We start from the raw sequence: 20,816 nt of genomic DNA, 5'->3' as shown, positions 1-20,816 counted from the left end.
GCGGCCGGTCCGACATGTTCACCAAGCCCGGAGAGGAGTCCGGCCGATGACCGTCGTGACCGGTGCCGCCGTACCGGGCCCGGACGGCCGGCTGCGCTGCCCCTGGGGCCTGTCCACCGAGGACTACGTGGCGTACCACGACGACGAGTGGGGCCGCCCGGTCCACGGCGACGACGCCCTGTTCGAACGGCTCTGCCTCGAAGCCTTCCAGTCCGGCCTGTCCTGGATCACGATCCTGCGCCGCCGGGAAGGGTTCCGCAGCGCCTTCGACGGCTTCAAGATCGCCTCGGTGGCCGGATACACCGACGCCGACGAGGAGCGCCTCCTCGCCGACCCCGGCATCATCCGCAACCGGGCCAAGATCCGCGCGACGCTGGCCAACGCGCGGGTGCTCGCCGAATGGCCCCCGGGTGAGCTGGACAGCCTGATCTGGTCCTACGCCCCCGATGGTGCGCGGCGACCCGCACCGCGCACCATCGCCGACGTGCCGGCCGTCACCGACGAGTCCACTGCACTTGCCAAGGAGCTCAAGAAGCGCGGCCTGCGCTTCGTCGGCCCGACGACGGCGTACGCCCTGATGCAGGCCTGCGGGCTCGTCGACGACCACCTGACGGACTGCGTCTCGCGGGGCGGCGGCGCGGCGTAACGGCCCGCAAACCGGCGCGGCTCAGCGGCCCAGATAGCGGGGGGTCTCCTTCGCCAGGAACGCCTGAACCGCGATGGCGTGGTCCTCGGAGGCACCCGCCTTCGCCTGGAGTTCGTCCTCCTTGTCCAGCGCCTCGCTCAGCGAACGGTCCGCGCCGTACGCCATCGACTCCTTCAGCGCGGCATAGGCGAGCGTGGGCCCGTCGGCCAGGGTGCGGGCCACGGCTGCGGCCTCGGCGGCCAGCTCGTCCGCCGGGACGAGCTTGTTGGCGACACCCCACTCGAACGCCTCCTGCGCGGAGAACGAACGGGGGAACAGCAGCAGGTCGGCGGCGCGGCTCTGCCCGATCAGCCGGGGCAGCGTCCACGACACCCCGGAGTCGGCGGTGAGCGCCACACCCGCGAACGACGTCGTGAACCTGGCCGTGTCGGCGACGACGCGGTAGTCGGCGGCCAGCGCGAAACCGAGACCGGCTCCGGCGGCGACGCCGTTGACCCCGGCGACGACAGGCTTCGGCATGCCGGTCAGGGCGCGGACGATCGGGTTGTAGTGCTCGCGGACCGTGCTCATCGTCTGTCCGCTGCCGGACTCGCGGTCCGCGGCGAGCAGAGACACGTGCTCCTTGAGGTCCTGCCCCACGCAGAACGCCTTGCCGCCCGCCGCCGTGAGCAGCACCGCACGCACGGCGCTGTCGGCGGCCGCGGCCTGCGCCGCGTCCCGGAGGGCGACCTTGGCGTCGACGTTCATCGCGTTCATGGCCTCGGGCCGGTTGATCGTGATCGTCGCGAGCCCGTCGGTCACGTCGTACAGCACGGAGTCGGCCATGGCGGGTCCCCTTAGTGGTTCAGCGTGGTTCTGAGGGCAGTGTCGAGGCCAGCATGACGGAGATCATCGGGGATGCACATGTGAGCTGCGTCAAAGAATCTTCATGGGGCGTCCAGCGGGGCGGTGGCGAAGTATCGCAGGCACATCGCCGAATTGGGTGGTTTTGAGAGAGCGCGTTGCGCAAGCGATGCCGACTGATGTTGGTCTTTGGGTCCCGCCATGCGGGATAATGGCCTGGACGCAATGTGTTCGATGCCGGTGACACAGCACCTCTCACGGGGCCGCCGGCTGCGATGAGCTGGTTTCAGGAAGGGGAACGAGCATGGCGGCCATGAAGCCGCGGACGGGCGACGGCCCGCTCGAGGTGACCAAGGAGGGGCGGGGCATCGTCATGCGCGTTCCGCTCGAAGGCGGCGGTCGGCTTGTCGTCGAACTGACTCCGGACGAAGCCGATGCACTCGGCGACGCCCTGAAGAAGGTCGTCGGCTGACGCGCCCAGAATTTCCACCGCCCCCGGCATGTGAGTGCCGGGGGCGGTGTGCGTTCGCGTGCGTGTGGCGGCGGGGGCCGCTGCGTCCCCCAACCCCGCGCCTTTCCGGCACCGGCGCTTCCGCCCCCGGCCCCCGCTCCTCAGGCGCCGACGATGCTCGAGTCTCGGTGGGCCCGGTTGCCGCCGGCATTCCCAAGTCGTCGGGGGCGGGTCCCGCGGCCGTAAGGCGGTAGGCGGAGTGCGGCCGACGTCCGGAGCGCGGTACCGGGGTGCGGGGCCTGCGGTTTGGGATGGGTGCGGACGGGGACCAGCCCCGCGCAACGGAACCCGCGCACGACGCGGCACCACCGGCCCCCACGCCCGCGCACGACCGGGCGTCACGGGGCCGGGCCCGGCCGCACCCGGGGGCGGACGCGACTCGTCCCGAGGCAGGTCCCGCGGCCGTCAGGGCCGTACGGGAGTTCGCGCGCCGCGCGGAGCGCGGTACCGGGGGGGCCGGGACTTGCCCCCGGTTCGGGATGGGGCGGGACGGGGAAACGGTCCGCCGCAGGCGCGTCCCGAAGCCGCGCCCGGCGCAAGAGCGCGACGCCCACGGGCGTCAGGGGCGGCGGACCGCGCAGAGGAGGCCGTCGCCGACCGGGAGCAGCGTCGGCAGGAGTTCCGCGCTCTCGCGGACCGCCCGCAACAGCTCACGCACCCTCAGTACCTCCGCCGGCTGGGCAGCCGAGTCGACCGTGCGGCCGTCCGCGAAGACGCCTTCGAAGCAGACGAGGCCGCCCGGCCGCAGCAGGCGCAACGATTCAGCGAGGTAGTCGAGGGACTCGGTGCGGTCGCCGTCGCAGAAGACGAGGTCGTAGCCGCCGTCCGCGAGCCGTGGCAGGACGTCGAGCGCCCGCCCCGGAATGAAACGCGCCCGGTTCGCGGCGAAGCCGGCCGCGCGGAACGCCTCCTTGGCGAACTGCTGCCGCTCCGGCTCCAGGTCGACCGTCGTCAGCACTCCGTCGGGACGCATGCCATGCAGCAGGTAGATCCCGGAGACCCCCGTGCCGGTGCCGATCTCGGCGACCGCCTTCGCGTCCGCCGTGGCCGCCAGCAGTCGCAGCGCCGCGCCGGTGCCCGGCGACACCGAGGGCAGCCCTGACTCCCGGGCCCGGTCCCGGGCCCAGCGCAGAGCGTCGTCCTCGGCGACGAAGGCGTCGGCGAACGCCCAGCTCGTCTGCTGGTTGGCGGTTATGACCCTCTCCCGTCCCCGTAGTTCACGCGACGCTGACTGTATCCGCTGCGCCCGGGAACCCGCAGATGGGACCGGTCGTTGTTCAGGGCAGTAAGGAAGTACGTGGATCAGGGGCTGGATGCCCGGCCCAAATCCACGTAAAGATTCTTATCCGGAGCTAACGGGCGAGGTGGCTATGGTAGGGGCTCCGCTGGACACCACCAGAGCCGATAGGGGAGGTGCGGCTGCACCTGCGGATCGGGGAGGAGTGCTGAGGCGCCTTCTCAGGTCGGTGGGTGAGCCGAGATCCGTGACAGACACCGCTGACCGTTCCGTGCCCTCCGACTCCGTCACCACCGCGACCTTCGCATCGGATGCGGAATCGCAGGCGTGGACCCCTCCCACATGGGAGGAGATCGTCAGCACGCACAGCGCACGGGTCTACCGCCTCGCATACCGCCTGACGGGGAACCAGCACGATGCCGAGGACCTCACCCAGGAGGTCTTCGTCCGTGTCTTCCGCTCCCTGTCGACATACACACCCGGCACCTTCGAGGGCTGGCTCCACCGGATCACGACCAACCTCTTCCTGGACATGGTCCGCCGCAAGCAGCGGATCCGCTTCGACGCCCTCGGTGACGACGCGGCCGAGCGGCTGCCCAGTCGCGAGCCGTCGCCGCAGCAGGTCTTCAACGACAGCCACTTCGACGCGGACGTGCAGCAGGCGCTGGACACGCTCGCGCCCGAGTTCCGCGCCGCGGTCGTGCTCTGCGACATCGAGGGCCTGTCGTACGAGGAGATCGCCGCGACCCTGGGCGTGAAGCTCGGGACCGTTCGCAGCCGGATCCATCGTGGCCGCTCCCATCTGCGCAAGGCCCTGCAGCACCGCTCCCCGGAGGCACGCGCGGAGCAGCAGCGCTCGCTGGTGGGTGTCGTCGGTCTGGCGGGGGAGGGCGGCCCGGCGTGAGCGGTACAGGTCCGACCCCTGCGGAACAGCACCTGGGGGACCGCCTCGCCGCGCTTGTCGACGGTGAGCTCGAGCACGACGCCAGGGACCGTGTCCTCGCGCACCTGGCGACCTGTCCCCGGTGCAAGGCCGAGGCCGACGCCCAGCGCCGCCTCAAGAACGTGTTCGCACAGGCCACCCCGCCGCCGCTGTCCGAGGGACTGCTGGCGCGGCTCCAAGGGCTGCCCGCCGGCCCGGGCGCCGATGACGACGACGAGCGCGGCCCCTTCGGCTCCGGCCGCACGGCAGGCGGGGTGTTCGGAGCGCTGAACCCCTCCGCGGGAAGACCGCGCGACCCCCGCGCGGAGACGTTCGCCTACGTCCCCGGGGGCGCCCACGCGGCCGTTCTGCCCGGTGGGGGGAGCGGCTTCCGTATCCACGAGGTGGGCCGCGCGGAGGCTGAGCGCTCGCCGTGGCGCGGCAGACGGTTCGCCTTCGCGGCCGCCAGTGCCGTCTCCTTCGCCGCGATCGCCCTGGGCGGTGCGGTCCCGCTGGACGTCTCGCCGGACTCCGGTACCCGCGGCCAGGGCGCCGGCAGCAAGGTGACGCCGCTGCGCACCGCGGCGCCGACGACCGCCACGAGTGGTGCGAACGCAGGATCCACAGGCGGCGCGACGTCGCTGCGCGGCACGGAGGGCGATCGCCGGCGGGGGTCGGGGAACGGCCCGGTCAGGCCGGGCTACGGGCCGGTCGTCGCCGCGGTGCCGGGCGAGCCGGCCGGTCAGGCGCTGAACCGATCCTTCGGAGTGTCGCCGCTGGCCCATGCATCCTCGACGTCGCCGCTGATCCGACCGACGGCGTCCGTGCTTCAGCTCGCCGCCGCCCCGGCGATCGGCCCGGCGGTCACTCCCGTTCCCACGCATCTGGCGGCTCCCACACAGCCTCGCCCGCCGCTGTCGCCCTCGCGCTGACCAGCGACGGGCGAGACCTGAGAGGGACCTGACCAGGACCCTGCGCGCGGATTCGCAAACCTGGTTGAATCTCAGCGGGTGCCCGCGCGGGCACCGCATCGGCCGGCAGTTTGCGGGGAGAGCATGGACGACGGGAAGCCCACCGGACCCAAGGCGAAGTGGTGGAGCCGCCCCAGCACTGGACGCGGGGTTCCTTCCGAGCAGGAGGCCCCCGTGCCGGACGCGACCACAGTGACCCCCGCGTCGGACGAGACCCCGGCGACCCCCGCGTCCGGTGTGGCGCCCGTGGCCCCGGACACTTCGCCGGCGCAGACCGGGCCGGCCTCGGGAACCGACGCCGCGCCGACGCCCTCGCCCGAGGCCACCGCCGAACTGCCCGAGCCCGTGGACGCCGCGGTTCCGGCTCCGGCAGATGCCGCAGTGACCGCGACGGTCCCCGCTCCGGCCAGGCGCCAGCCGTTGCACGAGCCGGACGCCTACAGCACCCCGCCGTACGGCGGTCCCGGCCCATGGGCGCCGGCGCCTCCCGTGCAGCGGCCGGTGCCGACGCCTGCCCACGGCACACCACTGCCGCCGCAGTACGCGACGGCCGGCGCCGAGACGACCACCGGCGGCTACCCCCAACAGGCTCACCAGCCGCAGCCGCAGCCGCAGCCGCAGCCGCCCGTCCCGGTCCCCGCGGCGCCCGCTGCCCCCGGTGCTCCGATCCCTGTCGTCGAGCGCCCGCAGCCCCTGTCCTCGGTATGGCTCCAGTACGACCCCTGGAGCGCCCCCGGTCAGCCGCTCACGCACCACGGTCAGCCACCGGCCCCGCGCAAACGCCGCCGTGGCCGGCTGCTGGTCGGTGCCCTGCTCCTCGCACTCGTCTCGGGCGGTATCGGCGGTGCCGTCGGCGCATACGTGGAACGCAACGGCGGTGTGACCCGGATCGAGCTGCCGCAGGCCGGTCCGGAGAGCGCAGACCGCGCGCCCGACAGCGTCGCCGGCATCGCCGCGAGGGCGCTGCCCGGCGTCGTCACCCTGCACGTCAGCGGCGGCACCGAACAGGGCACGGGGACCGGCTTCGTACTGGACGAGCAGGGCCACATCCTCACCAACAACCACGTGGTCGACCCGGCCGGCGCCTCGGGGGACATTTCGGTCACCTTCAGCGGCGGCGAAACGGCAAAGGCCACGCTGGTCGGCAAGGACAGCGGCTACGACCTCGCCGTCGTGAGGGTCACCGGAGTCAGAGGCCTCGAGCCGCTGCCGCTCGGCAACTCGGACAACGTCAGGGTCGGCGACCCCGTCGTAGCCATCGGCGCACCGTTCGACCTTCAGAACACGGTCACTTCGGGGATCATCAGCGCGAAGGAGCGCCCGATCACCGCAGGTGGCGAGAAGGGCGACGGCAGCGACATCAGTTATGTCGACGCCCTGCAGACCGACGCACCGATAAACCCGGGCAACTCGGGAGGCCCGCTGGTGGACGGCAAGGCCCGGGTCATCGGCATCAACAGCGCCATCCGGGCCGCTGACACCGGTGCGGGGGCCGACGGAGGCCAGGCCGGTTCCATCGGACTGGGCTTCGCGATCCCCATCAACCAGGGCAAGCGCGTCGCCGAGGAGCTGATCAACACCGGCAGGGCCACGCATCCGGTGATCGGGGTCAGCCTCGACATGCGGTTCACGGGCGACGGCGCCCGGGTCGGCGAGAAGGGCCAGGGCAACGCCTCCGCCGTCACACCGGGCGGTCCTGCCGCCGAGGCGGGCGTCAAGCCGGGCGACGTCATCACGAAGGTCGACGGCCGTCGGGTGCACAGCGGCGAGGAGCTGATAGTCAAGATCCGCGCACACCGTCCCGGGGACGAGCTGGAGCTCACCCTGCGGCGCGGCGGGGACGAGCGGACGCTGACCCTGGTCCTCGGCTCCGCGGACAGCTGATGACCATCTCGGGGCCGCTCGGACGGTACCGGGGCGACAGTTTCGCCAGGTACCGTGGATCGGGCCCGGAACCCGGCCGGACGGCGGGCCGCGGAGGGCACGCAGGGCACAGCGAACACAAAGAACACGAGGAGCAGCAGGGTGTTCAATGACATAGGCGCACTGGAGCTGGTGGCGCTCGTGGTTCTCGCTGTGCTCATCTTCGGCCCGGACAAGCTGCCGAAGGTCATCCAGGACGCCGCCCGCTTCATCCGGAAGGTCCGCGCGTTCTCCGAGAACGCGAAGGAGGACATCCGCAACGAGCTGGGACCGGAGTTCAAGGACTTCGAGTTCGAGGACCTCAATCCGAAGACGTATCTCCGCAAGCAGCTCGCGGAGAACGAGGATCTGAAGGAACTCAAGGAGATCCGCAGCAGTTTCGACCTCAAGAAGGAGATCAACGAGGTCGCCGACGCCGTCAACGGCACAGAGCGTTCGGATGGGTCGGAGAGTTCCGTCCCCGCCGCGGTGAACGGGTCCCCCACCGGCGGCCCCGACCTGCTCAAGAAGGGCGACAAGCCCGCCCGCGACGAGCGTCCGCCCTTCGACGCCGACGCCACCTGAAGAACCGTCATTCCCTGAGAGCGGCGGCGCGGTGGCTATTCTCCATCTGTCCGGCAGTGAGGACGCCCGAGGGGGGCGGGTCCGCTGCAGGTGCGAAAGATGGAGGAGGCGGTCGGCACATGTCGACGACGAGCCGGGTGACGGAGCAGCAGGGGACGGCGGGAGATTCGCCGACCGAGAGCGGCTACAGGTCCCGCACGGCGCAAGCGGACACGGCCGCCCGGCGTGCGGCGGAGGGATTCAAGAACGCCGCCTTCCCGTGGTACGGACTGGACGCGGCCTTCACCGGCCCACGCCGGCTGATGCAGGTCGGCACCGCCGCTGACGGAACGGTCCAGCACGGTGCGATCGGCCACGGCGACGAGCCGACGATAAGATCCGAGACGGCCGGCAACGACAAAGAGCGTTTTGCGGTCGTGGTGACCGTCGCGGCCAGCCCGGTCAGACACAGCGGTGACGGCACCGGCGTGCTGGAGGCCACCACGGTCTCCTCGGCCGCCTGGCTCGCCGGGTCGGGGCTGCTGGCGCACACCTGGCCGGAGAAGCTCGACCACTCGCTGCGCGACGACTGGCTGGAGCAGCAGACGGAGACCGCGTTCGAACTCGCCGACGATCTGGCCGGCCCCGCCTGGTCGACGCTCTCGCTGCCGGTGGACGGGGTGCCGACGCCCTTCCACTACCGCGAGTCCGAGTTCGGCTGGGTGCTGGCCGGGACGACCGGGTCCGGCGTCCACATCGGGGCGTACGGGCGGGGAATGAGCGCGTACGGCCTCGGCTTCTCGGTGGTTGCGAACCCGGCGGCTTACGCGCAGTGAGAAAGGCGCCGCTCTGTTCGAGCGGCGCCCCTCTCGCGGGGGAGGGCCCCGTCAGAACTTGTTGCGCGGGGTGATGCCCAGTGTCATGCCCGACAGGCCGCGCCGGCGGCCTCCGAGCTTGCCGGCGATCGCGCGCAGCGCCGAGCCGGCCGGGGAGTCCGGGTCCGTCAGGACCACCGGCTTGCCCTCGTCGCCGCCCTCACGGAGCCGTACGTCGATCGGGATGGAGCCCAGCACCGGCACCGTCGCGCCGGTCGTCTTCGTCAGGCCCTCCGCGACCCGCTGACCGCCGCCGGTGCCGAAGACGTCCACGATCTCGTCGCAGTGCGGGCACGGCATGCCCGACATGTTCTCGACGACACCCACGATCTTCTGGTGCGTCTGCACCGCGATGGACCCGGCGCGCTCCGCGACCTCGGCCGCGGCCTGCTGCGGGGTGGTGACGACGAGGATCTCCGCGTTCGGGACGAGCTGGGCGACGGAGATCGCGATGTCGCCCGTACCCGGCGGGAGGTCGAGCAGCAGGACGTCCAGATCGCCCCAGTACACGTCGGCGAGGAACTGCTGCAGGGCCCGGTGGAGCATCGGGCCGCGCCACACCACGGGCGCGTTGCCCGGGGTGAACATGCCGATGGAGATCACCTTCACGCCGTTCGCCGACGGCGGCATGATCATGTTCTCGACCTGGGTGGGGCGCCCGTCCGCGCCGAGCATGCGCGGCACGCTGTGGCCGTAGATGTCCGCGTCGACGACGCCGACCTTGAGACCGTCGGCCGCCATGGCCGCCGCCAGGTTCACGGTCACCGAGGACTTGCCCACGCCGCCCTTGCCGGACGCGACCGCGTAGACGCGCGTCAGCGAGCCCGGCTTGGCGAACGGCACCTCGCGCTCCGCCGTGGTGCCCCGCAACGATGCGGCGAGGTCCTTGCGCTGCTCGTCGCTCATCACGTCCAAAGTGACGTCGACATGTGAGACGCCCTCCACGCGGGCGACCGCCTCCGACACGTTCCTGGTGATGGTCTCTCGCATGGGACAGCCTGAGACGGTGAGGTACACCGTGACGGCGACAGTGCCGTCGTCCCCGATGTCGACCGACTTGACCATGCCCAGTTCGGTGATCGGTCGGTTGATCTCGGGGTCGTTCACCGTCGCCAGTGCCTCGAGCACCGCGTCTTCCGTAGCCATACGGGAATGGTACGGCGCTGGCTCCCCCCTCCGGAAAGCGTCAGCGGTCGTCTTCGTCACTCCGGCGGGTGTGCTCGTACGAGGCCGGGACCTGCTGCTCCTCCAGTTCCCTCATCACGTCCTGCAGTTCCGAGCGGATCCAGTCCCGGGTCGCGACCTCGCCGAGGCCCATGCGCAGCGCCGCGATCTCGCGGGTCAGGTACTCGGTGTCCGCGATCGACCGCTCGTTCTGCTTGCGGTCCTGCTCCAGATTGACCCGGTCCCGGTCGTCCTGCCGGTTCTGCGCCAGCAGGATCAGCGGCGCCGCGTAGGAGGCCTGCAGCGACAGCGCGAGGGTCAGGAAGATGAACGGGTACTCGTCGAAACGCAGATTCACGGGGGCGCTGACGTTCCACACCACCCACGCGATGATCGTCAGCGTCATCCAGACGAGGAAGCGCCCCGTCCCCAGGAACCGTGCGATCTGCTCCGAGAGCCGCCCGAAGGCCTCCGGGTCGTATTCCGGCAGCAGGTTGCGGCGCGGTGGGCGCGGCAGATCGAGCCGCACCCGTGTCCGCGGCGCGGCGCTCGCCCCGGCCGGCATACGGTCGCGTTCGCTCCGGTCGGGCATTCCCTGGTCCCGCCCGCTAGCCATGGGCGGACTCCTCGAACTCGGTCTCGCGCCAGTCGTCCGGGAGCAGATGGTCCAGTACGTCGTCGACGGTCACGACCCCCAGCAGCGATCCGCTCTCGTCGACGACGGGTGCCGCCACCATGTTGTACGCAGCGAGGTGCTGGGTGACTGCCCGCAGCGGGGCGGCCGGCGGCAGCGGTGGCAGGTCGCTGTCCACGATCGAGCTGACCAGGGTGAACGGGGGGTCCCGCAGCAGCCGTTGGAAGTGCACCGTGCCCAGGTACTTGCCGGTGGGCGTCTCGTCGGGCGGCCGGCACACGTACACCTGGGCGGCGAGCGCGGGGGAGAGGTCCTGTTGCCGCACCCGGGCGAGTGCGTCGGCCACCGTGGAGTCGGGGCGCAGCACGATCGGCTCGGTCGTCATCAGCCCGCCCGCCGTGCGCTCCTCGTACGACAGCAGCCGCCGTACGTCGGCCGCGTCGTCGGGCCGCATCAGGGCCAGCAAACGCTCCTTGTCCTCCTCCGGCAGCTCGGACAGCAGGTCGGCCGCGTCGTCCGGGTCCATGGCCTCCAGGACGTCGGCGGCCCGTTCTTCCTTGAGCTTGCCGAGGATCTCCACCTGGTCGTCGTCCGGGAGCTCCTCCAGCACATCGGCGAGCCGGTCGTCGTCGAGGGCCGCGGCCACCTCCGCGCGCCGCTTGGGCGAGAGGTGGTGCAGCACATTGGCGAGGTCGGCCGGCCGCAACTGCTCGAACGTGGCGAGCAGGCTCTCGGCCCCCTGCCCGTGCTCCTCGAGCGAGAAACCGGTGACTGCGGACCACTCCAGGGTCAGCGTCTCTCCCCTGCGGCGCAGTGCCCCGCCCTTGCCCTTGCGTACGAAGACCTTGTCGATCTCCCAGTCGCGACGGGCGGGCAGCTGCTGGATCGCCACATCGAGGACGGTGACCTCCTCGCCGCTCTCCACCAGGCGTACCCGGCGGTCGAGCAGCTCGCCGAGCACCAGCCGCTCGGTCGGCCGCTGCTCGAATCGGCGCACGTTGAGCACACCGGTCGTGATGACCTGTCCCGATTCGATTCCGGTGACCCGGGTCATCGGGAGGAAGATCCGGCGGCGGCTGATGACCTCGACCACAAGGCCCAGCAGCCGCGGCGGGCGGCGCCCGACGCGCAGCATCGCCACCAGGTCGCGTACGCGTCCGACCTGGTCGCCGTTGGGGTCGAACACGGGCACGCCCGCGAGGTGCGAGACGAAGACCCGAGGAGCGACCGCCGCCATGCTCGCCCCTCTCCTTCGGCCGGAAGCACTGCCTTTCGACTGGTTCAGGCTATCCGGTACCGTTCCGGGTCGCCCCCGGCTGACGTCCGTACGGCTGCCTGCGTAAGCGTGCACCCCACACCGGTACGCTGCGGTCTGCCATCCCCCCACAGATGAGAGGCAGTGCGCTGGTGACTCCCCTCCCTCCGGCCCGCCGTGTGCGCCGGGCCGCGCTCTCGGCGGTGCTCTGCGCCGGGTTGGCCGTGGCGCTCACGGCGTGCGCAGAAGACCCGGACGCGGGGACCAACGGGATCGGGAAGCTCTCGGCGGAGGAGATCGAGACCAAGGCGCGGGCGGCGGCCGACGCGGCGGCATCCGTACGCCTGTCGGGCACGCTCGTCAGCAAGGGCGGCACCTACAAGCTGAACATGCGGCTCAAGCAGGACGGCGGCACCGGCTCCCTCACCTCCAAGGAGAACGCCTTCGAGCTGCTGAGGATCGGCGACACCCTCTTCCTGAAGGCCGACGCCGGTTTCTGGAGCCACCCGGACGGAGACGGGGAGGAGGAGCCCGGCCAGGCGGACCTGGAGGCGGCGAGGAAGCTGGCCGACAAGTATGTGAAGGTGCCCAAGGGCGACCCGTCCTACAAGCAGTTCCGCGGCTTCACCGACATGGACGTGCTGCTCGACGGGCTGCTCGGGATGCAGGGCGAGCTCAGCAAGGGCGACCGGACCCGGGTCGGCGGGGTGCGCACCATCAAGGTGACGGCGGGCGAGGGCGGCCAGGGCGGTGTGCTCGACGTGTCGCTGGAGGGCAGTCCCTATCCGCTGCAGTTCACCCGCGCCGGGGGTGCGGGGGTGCTCACGCTGGGGGACTGGGACAAGGACTTCCCGCTGACCGAGCCCGCACAGGGCGAGACGGTGGACTACGGGAAGCAGCTTCCGAAGACCTCCGAGCCCAGCTCCTGATCGAAGCCCGTCGGGTCGATCCGGGGCTCGGCCCCGGACCCCCGCCTCGAACTCCCCTACGGCCGGGCGAGGCTTGAGGGCGCTGAGCGGAATTGAGCCAGTCCCGGCGTTCGAGGACACCGCGCGAGGCCGCGGTACCCGGGCCCGGCGGAGTTCGGTACGCCCCGTGGAACCGGAACCGGTACCGGGGCGGAGCCCCGAAGCTACGGACGGGCCTCAGCCGCGGCGCTTGCGTCGCTTCAGCAGCAGCTTCGGCAGCGCCGCCGGTACGGGCCGCCGGGTCGTCGCGGCGGTCGGCAGTGGCGCGGCGGCGAGGGAGCCGTCGGGCAGGTCGGTGACCGCGTCGCGCGGCTCGAGCCGCAGAACCCGGCACTCGCGCGCCCAGCGCTCCGTCATCTGCTCGGCGTCCGGGGCGTTCAGCCGCTTGCCCTTGAGCTCGCCGACGGCCGCCTCCCACGCCTCGGAGTGCGGCGCGAGCTCGGTGACCCGGGCCGACCAGGCCACCAGCCGGCCGCCCTTGTCCTTGCTGCGGACGGTCACCTCGGCGTCCCCGCCGTCCACGAGTCCCGGCAGCGGCTGCTCGCCGGGGCCGTCGCCGACGATGTGCGCGGCGCCCTCGTGCCACACGTGCCACAGGGCGCGCGCCGGACCGTCGCCGCGCACCCAGATGAGGCCGGACTTCTTGGTGGCCTCCTCGACGAGCGCCTGGCCGAGCAGATGCGATGTCATGCCCGCAGCCTATCGACCGGGCTCACGGGCGTGACCTAGAGCCAGCCATTGCGCTTGAGGGTGCGGTGGATCGCGAAACAGACCACCGCGATGCCGGTGAGCACCAGCGGATAGCCGTACTTCCACCGCAGCTCCGGCATGTGCTCGAAGTTCATGCCGTAGATCCCGCAGACCGCCGTGGGCACGGCGATGATGGCCGCCCACGAGGTGATCTTGCGCATGTCCTCGTTCTGCGCGACGGTCGCCTGTGCCAGGTTGGCTTGGAGGATGGAGTTCAGCAGCTCGTCGAAGCCGATGACCTCCTCCTGCACCCGGGCGAGGTGGTCGGCCACGTCGCGGAAGTACTTCTGGATGTCGGGGTCCACCAGCCGCATCGGCCGCTCGCTCAGCAGCTGCATCGGCCGCAGCAGCGGGGAGACGGCCCGCTTGAACTCCAGCACCTCACGCTTGAGCTGGTAGATCCGTCCCGCGTCACCGCCGCGCGTGCTGCCCTTGGCGGGTGCGGAGAAGACCTCGATCTCCACTTCGTCGATGTCGTCCTGCACGGCCTCGGCGACCGCGATGTAGCCGTCGACGACATGGTCGGCGATGGCGTGCAGCACAGCCGAAGGACCCTTGGCGAGCAGCTCGGCGTCCTTCTGCAGGCCGTACCGCAGCGCACGCAGCGACCCCTTGCCGCCGTGCCGCACGGTGATGACGAAGTCCCGCCCGGTGAAGCACATCACCTCGCCGGTCTCCACGACCTCGCTGGTCGCGGTCAGCTCGGCGTGCTCCACGTAGTGGATCGTCTTGAAGACGGTGAACAGCGTGTCGTCGTAGCGCTCCAGCTTGGGCCGCTGGTGGGCGTGGACGGCGTCCTCGACGGCCAGGGGGTGCAGCCCGAACTCGGCCGCGATACCGGCGAATTCCGCCTCCGTCGGCTCGTGCAGTCCGATCCAGGCGAAGCCGCCGCCCTCACGCACCCGCAGCATCGCTTCGTGCGGGGTCAGGCAGGTGGTGCTCTCGAGGCGACGGCCGTCGCGGTAGACGGCGCAGTCGACGACCGCGCTGGACGCCGAGGGGTCGCGCGTCGCGTCGTAGCCGCTGTAGGGGGTGCTGCTCTTGCGCAGCGAGGGGCGGACCGCTGCACGCAGGTCACGGATCATCGACATGGCTGGCTCCTTCACGGAGAGGCCGTCGGCGGTGGCGTGGCACAGCCCGGAATGGGGACGTGGGACATACGTCCGCAAAGCGGGCGGCACCGCTGGGTCGCGGTGACGGCGTTCGCTACAGACAGGCAAAACGAATTGCTCGCTGCTCTTCCGTCGTGCGAAATGCCGTGGGGCCCCGGGGCGGGAAGGCCTCAGCTCACCGGTTTCCGGCTCGTCGGTTCAGGACCGGCGATGGGAAGGGTGCTGTGCGGAAGAGCCGCTGGTACTGCACGATCGACTTCGATCCACCGCAGCCTCACCTCCTCCGGCCGGTCCCCCATGAGGGACGACGTGTCGTCAGGGACTCGAAGGCATCACTTCTGTGCGCCGTCTCCATGTGCCGTCCCGACCAGCGGCCAAGCCTATCAGCCGACTACGGGTCAATCCGTGTGTTTGCCCGTTCCTTACGCGTTTTATGCTCGCGACATGGAAGATGTTCTCGCTCTCGTCGAAGCCCGGCTCCGCAGCGCCCTCGGCGAACCGGACGCACGCGCCGCGGTGACGTTCCTCGGCACCGACCGCATCGAAATCCTGCGTTTCCAGGACCGCGACGGCGGCAAGGACATCGTGCGCTACGCCACCCTAGGCATGTCCGCCAACCCGATGACCGACCCCACCGCCACCCTCGCGGACCCGGTGAAGGGTCCGCGTGCCGAGCTGGTGCTCACCGTGCGGGCGGGGCTCGCGGACACCGACAAGGTGCTGCGCCCGCTCGCCGTGCTGGCCGCGTCGCCGCAGGTCGAGGGCGTGGTCGTCGCACCGGGCGCCTCGCTCGACGTGGGCGAGGCGCTGTGGCCCTCTGCGCCCTTCAGCTCGGTGCTGGTCGCAGAACCGGGCGGCCTGGTCGAGGACCTCGAACTGGGCGACCCCATGGACCCGGTGCGCTTTCTGCCGCTGCTGCCCATGACGTCGAACGAGGCGGCGTGGAAGCGGGTGCACGGCGCGGCGGAGCTTCAGGGACGCTGGCTGACGCACGGCACGGACCTGCGCGATCCGCTGCGCAGGTCCGTGGCCCTGGACTGATCCGCCGCTTCCCGTCTGCTCGTTGGTGAAAACCGTCACGCCGTCCTCGGACGCGTGACGGGGCTTCAGGTTCGGCGTGACGAGGGGCCGGCGGCTGCGGCGGACCGGCGCACGAGCTCGTAGCCACTCGCCACCGGTCGCGGTGCGTCAAAGGCCCCGAGCCGAGGCCGGCCGGCAGGGCCCTGCGTCCTCCGATGCGGCTGAGGTCCGTAAAGTTGGGGGCCCTAAATAATGTACGCGACATCTATTTTTCCCGGTCGGAGCCACGCTCCGGACGGGTGATCGTCCTTGACGCGGCGTCGGCCGGGTAGGACCGTTGGGCCTTATGAGGGGCGAACCCAGTTGCCCGAAGTGCGGTGGCCGGGTGAGGGCGCCCGGTCTCTTTGCCGATTCCTGGCAGTGCGATGTGCACGGTGCCGTGCATCCTCTGCAGCCGGTGATCCCGCCCAGTGTCGAGGCCCTCGGTGTCGTGGTGCACCGCGCTCAGGTCCCGGTGTGGATGCCCTGGCCGTTGCCGGTCGGCTGGCTGTTCACCGGCGTCGCCTACGCGGGCGACGACCGCAGCGGCGGCCGCGCCACCGCGGTGGCGTGTTCGGGGCCGGGTCCGCTCGGTGGCATCGGCGAGCTGCTGCTGATCGCGGAGGAGCTGGGGGTCGGGCTCGGATCCCGCTACGCAGGGATCGACGGCCCGGACCCGGGACCGCACATCGAGGTCGCCAAGCCGCCGCATGCAAAGGTGCTCGCGTCGGGCCGGCCCACCCCGCTGTGGCACGTCACGGGCGCGCCGGAGGACCGTGCGGTGTTCGCGGGCGAGGCGCGCGGGCTGTGGCTGTGGGCCATCGTCTGGCCGGAGCAGACCGGGCTGCTGCTGTACGACGAACTGGTCCTCACCGACCTGCGGGACGCGGGCGCGGAGGTCGAACTGTTGCCGTGCGGGGCTCTGTCACCGCGGCTCCTGTCCTAGGCGTTGACCTGGGCCGCGTTCGTCAGGTCTCCTCGGGCGGAACCCGGGGACGGGCCCGGGGGCGTCACGGGTCGCCTTCCGGGCGGCCGGTGGGCGCTTGCGCGGCAGTTATCCTGGGGTGTCCCCTTGTCCGCCCCGAGCCCCGGAGTCACGCGTCGTGCGCATCGATCTGCACACCCACTCCACGGCCTCGGACGGTACGGACACCCCGGCGGAGCTGGTACGGAACGCGGCCGCGGCCGGTCTCGACGTCGTCGCGCTCACCGACCACGACACCACCCGCGGTCACGCGGAGGCGGCCGCCGCCGTCCCGGACGGCGTGACTCTCGTCACCGGCGCCGAACTCTCCTGCCGCCTCGACGGTGTCGGCCTCCACATGCTGGCGTACCTCTTCGACGCGGAGGAGCCCGAGCTGCTGCGCGAGCGCGAGCTCGTACGCGACGACCGGGTGCCGCGCGCCCGGGCGATGGTCGGCAAGCTCAAGGAACTCGGCGTGCCCGTCGAGTGGGAGCAGGTCGCCCGTATCGCCGGGGACGGCTCCGTCGGCCGGCCCCACATAGCGGAGGCCCTCGTCGAGCTCGGCGTGGTGGCCTCCGTCTCCGACGCCTTCACGCCCCAATGGCTTGCCGACGGCGGCCGGGCGTACGTCGAGAAGCACGAGCTCGATCCCTTCACGGCCGTCCGCCTGGTCAAGGCCGCCGGCGGGGTCACCGTCTTCGCCCACCCGCTCGCCGTGAAGCGTGGCCGGGTGGTGCCGGAGGCGGCCATCGCCGAGCTCGCCGCCTGCGGCCTCGACGGCATCGAGGTCGACCACATGGACCACGACGAGGCGACGCGCGCCCGTCTGCGCGGCCTCGCAGCGGACCTCGGGCTGCTGACGACCGGCTCGAGCGACTACCACGGCAGCCGCAAGACCTGCCGGCTCGGCGACTACACCACCGACCCGGAGATCTACGGCGAGATCACCCGCCGCGCCACCGGCGCGTTCCCGGTGCCGGGCACGGGCGGAGTCCGTCCGTAGCCCTCGCCCGTCCACCTCGTAAGACCCACTCCCGCTAGGCCCTCACTGTGTTCGACGCTGCCGTTTTCGGCTCTCTCTTCCTGACCCTTTTCGTCATCATGGATCCCCCGGGGATCACGCCGATCTTCCTCGCCCTCACCTCGGGTCGCGCCACCAAGGTGCAGCGCCGGATGGCCTGGCAGGCCGTGGCGGTCGCCTTCGGTGTGATCACCGTCTTCGGCATCCTCGGCCAGCAGATCCTCGACTATCTGCATGTCTCGGTGCCGGCGCTGATGATCGCCGGCGGACTGCTCCTGCTGCTGATCGCGCTGGACCTGCTCACGGGCAAGACCGACGAGCCCAAGCAGACCAAGGACGTCAATGTGGCGCTGGTGCCGCTGGGCATGCCGTTGCTCGCCGGACCCGGTGCCATCGTCTCCGTGATCCTCGCCGTGCAGCATGCGGACGGGGCCGGGGAGCAGGTCTCGGTGTGGGCGGCGATCTTGGCGATGCATGTCGTGCTCTGGCTGACGATGCGCTATTCGCTGCTGATCATCCGCCTGATCAAGGACGGCGGTGTGGTCCTCGTGACCCGGCTCGCGGGCATGATGCTCTCCGCGATCGCCGTGCAGCAGATCATCAACGGCGTCACCCAGGTCGTCCGGGGCGCATGACCCGCCGCCCTCCCGCACGCAGTACGCCCCCGTACGGACCGTCCGTACGAGGGCGTCGTGCATCGGAACTTCGCAGGCGTTATGAAGCAGTTGTGGTGTCGGCGGGTCGGATGTAGATGCGCTGGCCGGTGTAAGCGGCCTGCTGCACGATCCGGTTGACGGAGGCGGCGTCCACGACCGTGCTGTCCACGGCGGTGCCGTTGACGTCGTCCAGTCGCATGATCTCGAAGCGCAAACGCTTCTCCCTTCGTCGTGATCCTCCTGCAGGAGAACTGAGTGGGCAGACGGATGTCTCCGTCTGTGTACATACGGCTGCAACGCGATGCATCCTGCAAACATTCCCTACGCTAAGGAAATTTTTTGGATGCCTAACTACTGGCGGGTAGTGCTTCGGGCACGGACAATGAGCCGCGTATGAACGACGCCGAGATCAACCAGATCACGACCCGCCTGGAGCGCACCAATGAGCTCCTGCAGCGGATGCTCGCCGAGGTCGCGAAGACCCCCTCCACACATGCCATCTTCGTCGACGCCGGTTACGTCTACGCTGCGGCCGGGTTGCTGGTGGCGGGTACCGAGGACCGGCGCTCCTTCGACCTGGACGCCGAAGGCCTCATCGAGGCGTTCATCGACAAGGCGCGCACGATCTTCGCCGACAGCCGGCTGCTGAGGGTCTACTGGTACGACGGCGCCCGGCGCCGTATCCACACCCCAGAGCAGCAGTCCATCGCCGAACTGCCCGACGTCAAGGTGCGGCTCGGCAACCTGAACGCCAACAACCAGCAGAAGGGTGTCGACTCCCTCATCCGCACCGACCTGGAGTCCCTCGCCCGACACCGCTCCATCAGCGACGCGGCCCTCGTCGGCGGCGACGAGGACCTCGTCTCCGCCGTCGAGGCGGCCCAGGGCTACGGCGCCCGGGTCCACCTGTGGGGCATCGAGGCGGCGGAAGGGCGCAATCAGGCGGAACCCCTGCTCTGGGAGGTCGACAGCCAGCGCACCTTCGACCTCGACTTCTGCCGCCCCTACATCACCCGCAGGCCCGTAACGACCTACGAGAACGAGGGCGCCCCGCCGCCGTCGCGCGACGAAGTGCGTTTCGTCGGCGCTCAGATCGCGGCGACCTGGCTGGGCGAGCGGGGGCGAGCCGAGATGGGCGAACTGCTGCCCGGCCACCCGTATCTGCCCGGCCCCGTCGACCAGGGCCTGCTCATCGAGGCCGAACGCCGGCTCCAGCGCTCACTGCGCGGGCACGCCGTGCTCCGGCGTGCGCTGAGGGACGGGTTCTGGCAGCACCTTCAGGATCAGTTCTGATCCTCAGTACTGATCCCAGAAGCGTGTGAGCGCAGCGGCCGTCTCCAGCGGACGGTCCGTGTTCGGCGAGTGCTCCGCGCCGCGGACGACCGTCCGGTGCGCGTCCAGGCGCCGGGCCATGTCGTCCAGAAGCGGCACCGGCCAGGTGTCGTCGCGTTCGCCCGACAGCACATGCTTGGGCAGCGGTTGTACGGCGGCGAGCTCCGCCACCCGGTCCGGTTCCGTCGTCAGCCGGTGGCCGGTGGCCAGGAGTTGGGCCGGATTGTGGCGCAGCCACCGCTGACGCAGGTCCTCCCGGTCCTCCGTGGCCTCCTCCGCGGCGTCCTCCGGAGCGTCGAAGGTCAGGATCGCCTGCCACACCTGGTCCATCGGCATCACGGTGAGCGCGTCGCTCAGCAGCTTCACCCGCTGCTGCTGGGCCGGACTGATCTGCGCGGGCCCCGACGACATCAGCGTCAGCGTCGCGAACGGAGAGGCGTCCAGGAGGACGGCGGCGCGGGCGATCTGACCGCCGAGCGAATGCCCGACGAGGTGCAGCGGCCCACCGTCGTCCGCGAGGGCGGCGGCCTGGGCCAGCACGTCCCTTGCCAACTCGTCCTGGACGTAGGCGTCCTGATCCGCCGGGCCGTCGGTCTCGTACTGACCGCGGCCGTCGACCGCGACAACCCGGTAGCCGGCCGCGGTCAGCGGCTCGAGCATCGCGATGAAGTCCTCCTTGCTGCCCGTGTACCCGGGCAGCAACAGCGCGGTGCCGCGCGTGTCCTCCGCACCCGGGCGCGCATCGAGCACGGCGAACGCGCCCCGCGAGGTGGACAGGGCGCGGGGGAGGGCGCAGGGGGGCGGGACGAAGGTGGGCGGCCGGCTCATGCGGATGAGGCTAACGCGGCGCGGGCGCGGTGGAGGCCTGCTGCGCGGCGCGTTTCCTCGTTCCGCCCCTTCCCGAGCCGGGCTCCTCCCCCTGTGCCTGGCGGCATGGGGCGGCCCCCTGGCCCGGGACTGCGCTCTGCGCGGGTGCCCGGGCCTCGTGCCCACCACGCGGCAATGCAGCCTCGTTGGGGGGATTTGCCCTACGCCCGGCGGCGTGGGAGGTACTCCCAACCACGGCCGCCAGACCGCAGGGGGAGATCGAGGCGCGGGGTCCGGAGCCCCGAAACACCGCGCGAAGTGCGGTAGGAGTACGGGGCGGCGGGAGCCCCGGTTCCGGGAAGGGGCGGGGCGGGAAAGCGCCGGATGGCCCGGCCCCGTTCACGGGGCCGGGCCATCAGAGTCGCGCGGGCGTCAGCTCTCCGGCTGTGCCACGGCCTTTCGCGTACGCGTCCGCCGCGGCTTGGCCTCCGGCTCCGTCGCGGTCTCGGCGACAGCTTCCGCCTTCGACTCCACGGTCTTGCGCGCCCGGGTCCGCCGGGGCTTGGTCTCCGCCTCGGCGGCTTCGGCCGTGTCGGTGGCCTTGGCGGCGCGGGTGCGGCGGG

General features: G+C 71.2%; 23 protein-coding genes. 13 read left to right on the top strand and 10 right to left on the bottom strand.

What is annotated here, in order from left to right; genetic code table 11:
- The first annotated feature begins 46 nt into the window (after nucleotides 1–46).
- Complete coding sequence (locus IE198_RS17975; protein WP_189887680.1) at nucleotides 47–646, top strand: DNA-3-methyladenine glycosylase I; 600 nt, start codon at nucleotides 47–49, stop codon at nucleotides 644–646.
- Between the two features lie 21 nt (nucleotides 647–667).
- On the opposite strand, the gene chcB is transcribed toward IE198_RS17975, so the two are convergent.
- Entirely contained in the window at nucleotides 668–1,471 is an 804-nt protein-coding gene (chcB, locus tag IE198_RS17970; RefSeq protein WP_189887678.1) for a 2-cyclohexenylcarbonyl CoA isomerase, read from the bottom strand.
- Between the two features lie 322 nt (nucleotides 1,472–1,793).
- On the opposite strand from chcB, the gene IE198_RS17965 reads away from it, so the two are divergent.
- Nucleotides 1,794–1,961, top strand: a complete 168-nt coding sequence (locus IE198_RS17965) for a DUF3117 domain-containing protein (protein WP_003966491.1) — start codon at nucleotides 1,794–1,796, stop codon at nucleotides 1,959–1,961.
- A gap of 598 nt (nucleotides 1,962–2,559) precedes the next feature.
- Here IE198_RS17965 and IE198_RS17960 read toward each other — a convergent pair.
- Nucleotides 2,560–3,237 carry an O-methyltransferase gene (locus tag IE198_RS17960; RefSeq protein ID WP_189887985.1) on the bottom strand — a complete coding sequence of 226 codons (678 nt, stop codon included), beginning with the start codon at nucleotides 3,235–3,237 and terminating at the stop codon, nucleotides 2,560–2,562.
- A gap of 133 nt (nucleotides 3,238–3,370) precedes the next feature.
- Between IE198_RS17960 and sigE the strand changes: the two genes are divergently transcribed.
- From sigE to IE198_RS17935, 5 genes are all read left to right on the top strand, one after another.
- Complete coding sequence (sigE, locus tag IE198_RS17955) at nucleotides 3,371–4,141, top strand: RNA polymerase sigma factor SigE (RefSeq protein WP_189887982.1); 771 nt, start codon at nucleotides 3,371–3,373, stop codon at nucleotides 4,139–4,141.
- On the top strand, nucleotides 4,138–5,091 hold the full coding sequence (locus IE198_RS17950; RefSeq protein WP_189887676.1) for an anti-sigma factor family protein: 954 nt from the start codon (nucleotides 4,138–4,140) through the stop codon (nucleotides 5,089–5,091). Before sigE ends, IE198_RS17950 begins: the two co-directional genes overlap by 4 nt.
- A 123-nt stretch (nucleotides 5,092–5,214) precedes the next feature.
- Nucleotides 5,215–7,014, top strand: a complete 1,800-nt coding sequence (locus IE198_RS17945; RefSeq protein ID WP_189887674.1) for a S1C family serine protease — start codon at nucleotides 5,215–5,217, stop codon at nucleotides 7,012–7,014.
- Nucleotides 7,015–7,155: 141 nt separating this feature from the next.
- Nucleotides 7,156–7,617 carry a sec-independent translocase gene (locus tag IE198_RS17940; protein WP_189887672.1) on the top strand — a complete coding sequence of 154 codons (462 nt, stop codon included), beginning with the start codon at nucleotides 7,156–7,158 and terminating at the stop codon, nucleotides 7,615–7,617.
- A gap of 119 nt (nucleotides 7,618–7,736) precedes the next feature.
- Nucleotides 7,737–8,432 carry a hypothetical protein gene (locus IE198_RS17935; RefSeq protein WP_229834055.1) on the top strand — a complete coding sequence of 232 codons (696 nt, stop codon included), beginning with the start codon at nucleotides 7,737–7,739 and terminating at the stop codon, nucleotides 8,430–8,432.
- 51 nt (nucleotides 8,433–8,483) lie between these two features.
- Here IE198_RS17935 and IE198_RS17930 read toward each other — a convergent pair whose 3' ends face one another.
- The 3 genes from IE198_RS17930 to IE198_RS17920 are packed head-to-tail and all read right to left on the bottom strand — an operon-like array spanning nucleotide 8,484 to nucleotide 11,506.
- Nucleotides 8,484–9,617, bottom strand: coding sequence for an Mrp/NBP35 family ATP-binding protein (locus tag IE198_RS17930; RefSeq protein WP_189887669.1), 1,134 nt, complete (start codon nucleotides 9,615–9,617; stop codon nucleotides 8,484–8,486).
- Nucleotides 9,618–9,657: 40 nt separating this feature from the next.
- Nucleotides 9,658–10,251 (bottom strand): DUF1003 domain-containing protein, encoded by a 594-nt coding sequence (locus tag IE198_RS17925; RefSeq protein WP_189887667.1) that lies wholly within the window; start codon nucleotides 10,249–10,251, stop codon nucleotides 9,658–9,660.
- On the bottom strand, nucleotides 10,244–11,506 hold the full coding sequence (locus IE198_RS17920) for a magnesium transporter MgtE N-terminal domain-containing protein (RefSeq protein WP_189887665.1): 1,263 nt from the start codon (nucleotides 11,504–11,506) through the stop codon (nucleotides 10,244–10,246). Before IE198_RS17920 ends, IE198_RS17925 begins: the two co-directional genes overlap by 8 nt.
- 170 nt (nucleotides 11,507–11,676) lie before the next feature.
- On the opposite strand from IE198_RS17920, the gene IE198_RS17915 reads away from it, so the two are divergent.
- Nucleotides 11,677–12,453, top strand: a complete 777-nt coding sequence (locus IE198_RS17915) for a hypothetical protein (RefSeq protein ID WP_189887663.1) — start codon at nucleotides 11,677–11,679, stop codon at nucleotides 12,451–12,453.
- A gap of 216 nt (nucleotides 12,454–12,669) precedes the next feature.
- Here the strand turns inward: IE198_RS17915 and IE198_RS17910 are convergent, their stop codons facing one another.
- Nucleotides 12,670–13,182, bottom strand: coding sequence for a hypothetical protein (locus tag IE198_RS17910; protein WP_189887661.1), 513 nt, complete (start codon nucleotides 13,180–13,182; stop codon nucleotides 12,670–12,672).
- A 35-nt stretch (nucleotides 13,183–13,217) separates the two neighbouring features.
- The gene (locus tag IE198_RS17905; protein ID WP_189887659.1) at nucleotides 13,218–14,333 is read right to left on the bottom strand and encodes a magnesium and cobalt transport protein CorA; all 1,116 of its coding nucleotides are present in this window, start codon (nucleotides 14,331–14,333) and stop codon (nucleotides 13,218–13,220) included.
- 465 nt (nucleotides 14,334–14,798) lie between these two features.
- On the opposite strand from IE198_RS17905, the gene IE198_RS17900 reads away from it, so the two are divergent.
- From IE198_RS17900 to IE198_RS17885, 4 genes are all read left to right on the top strand, one after another.
- Nucleotides 14,799–15,395 (top strand): suppressor of fused domain protein, encoded by a 597-nt coding sequence (locus IE198_RS17900; RefSeq protein WP_189887657.1) that lies wholly within the window; start codon nucleotides 14,799–14,801, stop codon nucleotides 15,393–15,395.
- Nucleotides 15,396–15,720: 325 nt separating this feature from the next.
- On the top strand, nucleotides 15,721–16,359 hold the full coding sequence (locus tag IE198_RS17895; RefSeq protein WP_189887655.1) for a DUF6758 family protein: 639 nt from the start codon (nucleotides 15,721–15,723) through the stop codon (nucleotides 16,357–16,359).
- Between the two features lie 157 nt (nucleotides 16,360–16,516).
- The gene (locus tag IE198_RS17890; RefSeq protein WP_189887653.1) at nucleotides 16,517–17,380 is read left to right on the top strand and encodes a PHP domain-containing protein; all 864 of its coding nucleotides are present in this window, start codon (nucleotides 16,517–16,519) and stop codon (nucleotides 17,378–17,380) included.
- 47 nt (nucleotides 17,381–17,427) lie between these two features.
- Nucleotides 17,428–18,033, top strand: a complete 606-nt coding sequence (locus tag IE198_RS17885) for a MarC family protein (RefSeq protein WP_189887651.1) — start codon at nucleotides 17,428–17,430, stop codon at nucleotides 18,031–18,033.
- A 79-nt stretch (nucleotides 18,034–18,112) separates the two neighbouring features.
- Here the strand turns inward: IE198_RS17885 and IE198_RS17880 are convergent, their stop codons facing one another.
- The gene (locus tag IE198_RS17880) at nucleotides 18,113–18,268 is read right to left on the bottom strand and encodes a DUF8834 family protein (RefSeq protein WP_100108953.1); all 156 of its coding nucleotides are present in this window, start codon (nucleotides 18,266–18,268) and stop codon (nucleotides 18,113–18,115) included.
- A 179-nt stretch (nucleotides 18,269–18,447) separates the two neighbouring features.
- Between IE198_RS17880 and IE198_RS17875 the strand changes: the two genes are divergently transcribed.
- Entirely contained in the window at nucleotides 18,448–19,347 is a 900-nt protein-coding gene (locus IE198_RS17875; protein WP_189887649.1) for an NYN domain-containing protein, read from the top strand.
- Between the two features lie 3 nt (nucleotides 19,348–19,350).
- Here the strand turns inward: IE198_RS17875 and IE198_RS17870 are convergent, their stop codons facing one another.
- Nucleotides 19,351–20,214 carry an alpha/beta fold hydrolase gene (locus tag IE198_RS17870; protein WP_189887647.1) on the bottom strand — a complete coding sequence of 288 codons (864 nt, stop codon included), beginning with the start codon at nucleotides 20,212–20,214 and terminating at the stop codon, nucleotides 19,351–19,353.
- A 411-nt stretch (nucleotides 20,215–20,625) separates the two neighbouring features.
- On the bottom strand, nucleotides 20,626–20,816 hold a 191-nt coding region (locus IE198_RS17865; protein ID WP_189887645.1), incomplete at its 5' end, for a hypothetical protein.

The sequence above is a fragment of the Streptomyces xantholiticus genome, from assembly GCF_014651015.1.
Taxonomy (GTDB): domain Bacteria; phylum Actinomycetota; class Actinomycetes; order Streptomycetales; family Streptomycetaceae; genus Streptomyces; species Streptomyces xantholiticus.
Note: the sequence above shows the minus strand (reverse complement) of the source record. Positions and strands in the feature narration are given on the sequence as shown.

Coding starts and splice junctions, on each gene's coding strand:
- IE198_RS17975 (WP_189887680.1), top strand. CDS start 47: ATGACCGTCGTGACCGGTGCCGCCGTACCGGGCCCGGACGGCCGGCTG.
- chcB (WP_189887678.1), bottom strand. CDS start 1,471: ATGGCCGACTCCGTGCTGTACGACGTGACCGACGGGCTCGCGACGATC.
- IE198_RS17965 (WP_003966491.1), top strand. CDS start 1,794: ATGGCGGCCATGAAGCCGCGGACGGGCGACGGCCCGCTCGAGGTGACC.
- sigE (WP_189887982.1), top strand. CDS start 3,371: ATGGTAGGGGCTCCGCTGGACACCACCAGAGCCGATAGGGGAGGTGCG.
- IE198_RS17945 (WP_189887674.1), top strand. CDS start 5,215: ATGGACGACGGGAAGCCCACCGGACCCAAGGCGAAGTGGTGGAGCCGC.
- IE198_RS17935 (WP_229834055.1), top strand. CDS start 7,737: ATGTCGACGACGAGCCGGGTGACGGAGCAGCAGGGGACGGCGGGAGAT.
- IE198_RS17930 (WP_189887669.1), bottom strand. CDS start 9,617: ATGGCTACGGAAGACGCGGTGCTCGAGGCACTGGCGACGGTGAACGAC.
- IE198_RS17925 (WP_189887667.1), bottom strand. CDS start 10,251: ATGGCTAGCGGGCGGGACCAGGGAATGCCCGACCGGAGCGAACGCGAC.
- IE198_RS17920 (WP_189887665.1), bottom strand. CDS start 11,506: ATGGCGGCGGTCGCTCCTCGGGTCTTCGTCTCGCACCTCGCGGGCGTG.
- IE198_RS17910 (WP_189887661.1), bottom strand. CDS start 13,182: ATGACATCGCATCTGCTCGGCCAGGCGCTCGTCGAGGAGGCCACCAAG.
- IE198_RS17905 (WP_189887659.1), bottom strand. CDS start 14,333: ATGTCGATGATCCGTGACCTGCGTGCAGCGGTCCGCCCCTCGCTGCGC.
- IE198_RS17900 (WP_189887657.1), top strand. CDS start 14,799: ATGGAAGATGTTCTCGCTCTCGTCGAAGCCCGGCTCCGCAGCGCCCTC.
- IE198_RS17895 (WP_189887655.1), top strand. CDS start 15,721: ATGAGGGGCGAACCCAGTTGCCCGAAGTGCGGTGGCCGGGTGAGGGCG.
- IE198_RS17875 (WP_189887649.1), top strand. CDS start 18,448: ATGAACGACGCCGAGATCAACCAGATCACGACCCGCCTGGAGCGCACC.
- IE198_RS17870 (WP_189887647.1), bottom strand. CDS start 20,214: ATGAGCCGGCCGCCCACCTTCGTCCCGCCCCCCTGCGCCCTCCCCCGC.